The 3,125-nt window shown below is 70.0% G+C and carries 2 protein-coding genes; both read left to right on the top strand.

What is annotated here, in order from left to right; translation table 11 throughout:
- Positions 1–409 precede the first annotated feature (409 nt).
- Entirely contained in the window at positions 410–1,609 is a 1,200-nt protein-coding gene (locus GAS53_RS54660; RefSeq protein WP_151485275.1) for a S8 family peptidase, read from the top strand.
- A 238-nt stretch (positions 1,610–1,847) separates the two neighbouring features.
- The coding region (locus GAS53_RS54665) for a maltotransferase domain-containing protein (RefSeq protein ID WP_225859731.1) at positions 1,848–3,125 on the top strand (1,278 nt) is incomplete at its 3' end.

A 3,125-nucleotide genomic window follows, 5' to 3' on the forward strand; every position in this document is an offset into this window, starting at 1 on the left:
CTCGGCTTCTCCCCCACTCTCGGCTTCTCCCCCACTCTCGGCTTCTCCCCCACTCTCGGCTTCTCCCCCACTCTCGGCTTCGCTCGAGCGGGGGGACCCCCATGAGCGGGGACCCCCATCCCGGCGGACCCCCCATCGCGGCGGAGCCGCACACGTCACGGCCCTGCGCTTCCCACGTTCGGCCTGTTATCGCCGCAACCTTTACATGTCCCCCACGGGCGATATGGCCGATTCCGCCCCGTCGTGCGGCCTTGTGGCACTTCACACCGCACGAGAGGCTGCCAAGTGGCGATCCGGTCAAGGCTTCCCACGGCCCCGTCCAGGGCCGTACGAGGCCTGCCAGAGCCCCGCAAAAGGGCGCGCGCAACTTCGGCCGGAGCACGCCGAGTTGAGGAGGGGAACTCACACCATGGCAGTGACGCGCAAGCGGCGGCTGCACTGGGCGGGAGGCTTGACCGCGGTCATGACGGCCGCGGTTCTTTCGGCCATCACCCTGCCCGCACACGCCGCCCCAGAGGGCCAGATATCCGGCGCAGGCGGAGCCGGTTCCGTCAGCGGCAGCTACATAGTGACGCTCAAAGGGGGAACGAAGGCTCCGTCGAATGCGGGCAAGGCCATCGCCGCCACGTACGGAGCGAAAATCAGCCACACCTACAGCACCGCACTCAATGGCTATGCGGTGAAGGTCGACGAGCGCCGGGCCAAGCGCCTCGCCGCGGACTCACGGGTGGCCTCGGTCTCGCAGGACGCCACCGTGACAGTGGCGCACCAGCAGTCGAACCCGCCGTGGGGCCTCGACCGCATCGACCAGCAGGACCTGCCGCTGGACCGCAGCTACACCTGGCCGGAGTCCGCGGGCCAGGGCGTGACGGCGTACGTCATCGACACCGGCGTGCGCATCACGCACAAGGAGTTCGGCGGCCGGGCCAGCTACGGCTGGGACTTCGTGGACAACGACGCCACCGCCCAGGACGGCCAGGGCCACGGCACGCACGTGGCGGGCACGATCGCGGGCACGACGTACGGCGTCGCGAAGCAGGCGAAGATCGTCGGCGTCCGCGTGCTCGACAACGAAGGGGCCGGCACGCTCTCACAGGTCATCGCGGGCATCGACTGGGTGACCAAGAACGCCCAGAAGCCCGCCGTCGCCAATATGAGCCTGGGCGGGCTCGCCGACCCGCAGCTGGATGCCGCCGTCCGCAACTCCATCGCGTCCGGCGTCACCTACGCGGTCGCGGCGGGCAACGACGGCCTCCCGGCGAGCCTCTACTCGCCGGCCCGTGTCAAGGAGGCGATCACGGTCGGCGCGAGCGACAAGAAGGACGCGAGGGCGGACTTCTCCAACTGGGGCGCGCGGCTCGATCTGTTCGCTCCCGGCGTGGACGTCACTTCGGCCTCGAACGCGAGCGACAGCGGCAAGGCGACCTTCTCCGGTACGTCGATGGCGTCGCCCCATGTGGCCGGTGCGGCCGCGCTCTATCTGGCCGACAACGCCTGGGCGGCACCCGCCGATGTCAGCAAGGCTCTTGCCGAACGGGCCGCCTCCGGGAAGATATCCGCAGCGGGGCTCGGCTCACCGAACAAGCTCCTGCAAGTCAACAACCCCTAAGTATTTGCGCATTCACCGACCGGCCTCATCTGGCGAACCGTCAGCGGATCCTTGACAGATCCTTGGTGGATTCTCACCGGACGAGGCCGGTCTTGTGTGTAGACATACGCGCGAGTAGTTAACAAAGTGCCGGATTGCCCACCCGAAAAGAGTGGGAAGGCTCCCCCGGTACGCCCCGCAGGACCCACCTCCCCACACCCTCATCCGCCCACCCACGTTGACGCGGACAGGAGCGGTCATGCCCGCCACGCACCACCACTCGTCATCACCCCCGACGCCCGGCACCACCGCAGCCCCCGACCCGGGGGAGAAAGCCGACCAGCCACAGTCGCCGAAGGCCAGGACCGCCGGGACGGCGAAGACAACAAAGCCCGAAAAGCAGGAGAAGACTGACAAGCCGGAGAAGTCAGAGAAGGCTGAAAAGTCGGAGAAGTCCGGAGCGGCGAAGTCCGCCCCCGCGGAAGCCCCGTCGGCGACGACGATCCCGCCGACGAGCACCCCTGCGAAGGCCGCCGCCCCGAAGGCCGCCGCCGCTCTCCCGGTTCCCGGGGACGGCCCCCTGATCGGGCGCATCCCCGTCCTGGACGTGCGCCCCCTGGTCGCGGGCGGCCGCCGCCCCGCCAAGGCCGTGGTGGGTGAGGCCTTCGAGATCTCCGCGACGGTCTTCCGCGAGGGACACGACGCGGTCGCCGCGAACGTCGTCCTGCGCGATCCGGAGGGCCGCACGGGCCCCTGGACGCCCATGCGCGAACTCGCCCCCGGCACGGACCGCTGGGGCGCCACCGTCTCCGTACCGAGGCCGGGCCGCTGGACCTACACCGTGGAGGCCTGGGGCGATCCGATCACCACCTGGCGCCATCACGCGCAGATCAAGATCCCGGCGGGCATGGACACGGAGCTGGTCCTGGAAGAGGGCGCGCTGCTGTACGAGCGTGCCGCGACCGGCGTACCGAAGAGCAAGGGCCGCCGCGACGCGATCCTGGCGGCCGTGGACGCCCTGCGCGACACCGACCGCCCCGCCGCGGCCCGCCTCGCCGCCGCGCTGACCCCCGATGTGGACCACGTCCTCGCGCGCCACCCACTGCGCGAACTGGTCTCGTCCGCTGACCAGTTGACCCTTCTGGTGGAGCGGGAGCGGGCGCTGTTCGGCTCGTGGTACGAGTTCTTCCCGCGCTCGGAGGGCGCGGTCGTCGAGCCGGACAAGCCACCGGTCAGCGGCACGTTCCGGACGGCGGCGCGGCGGCTGCCGGCGATCGCGGAGATGGGCTTCGACGTGGTGTACCTGCCACCCATCCATCCCATCGGCACCACCTTCCGCAAGGGCCCCAACAACACGCTGAACGCGAGCCCGTACGACGTCGGGGTTCCGTGGGCGATCGGTTCGCCGGAGGGCGGGCACGACGCCGTGCATCCGGATCTGGGCACGATCGAGGACTTCGACGCCTTCGTGGACACGGCGGCGGGGCTGGGTCTGGAGGTCGCGCTGGACTTCGCGCTGCAGTGCTCGCCGGATCAT

Source organism: Streptomyces albicerus, from assembly GCF_008905045.1.
Lineage (GTDB): Bacteria > Actinomycetota > Actinomycetes > Streptomycetales > Streptomycetaceae > Streptomyces > Streptomyces albicerus.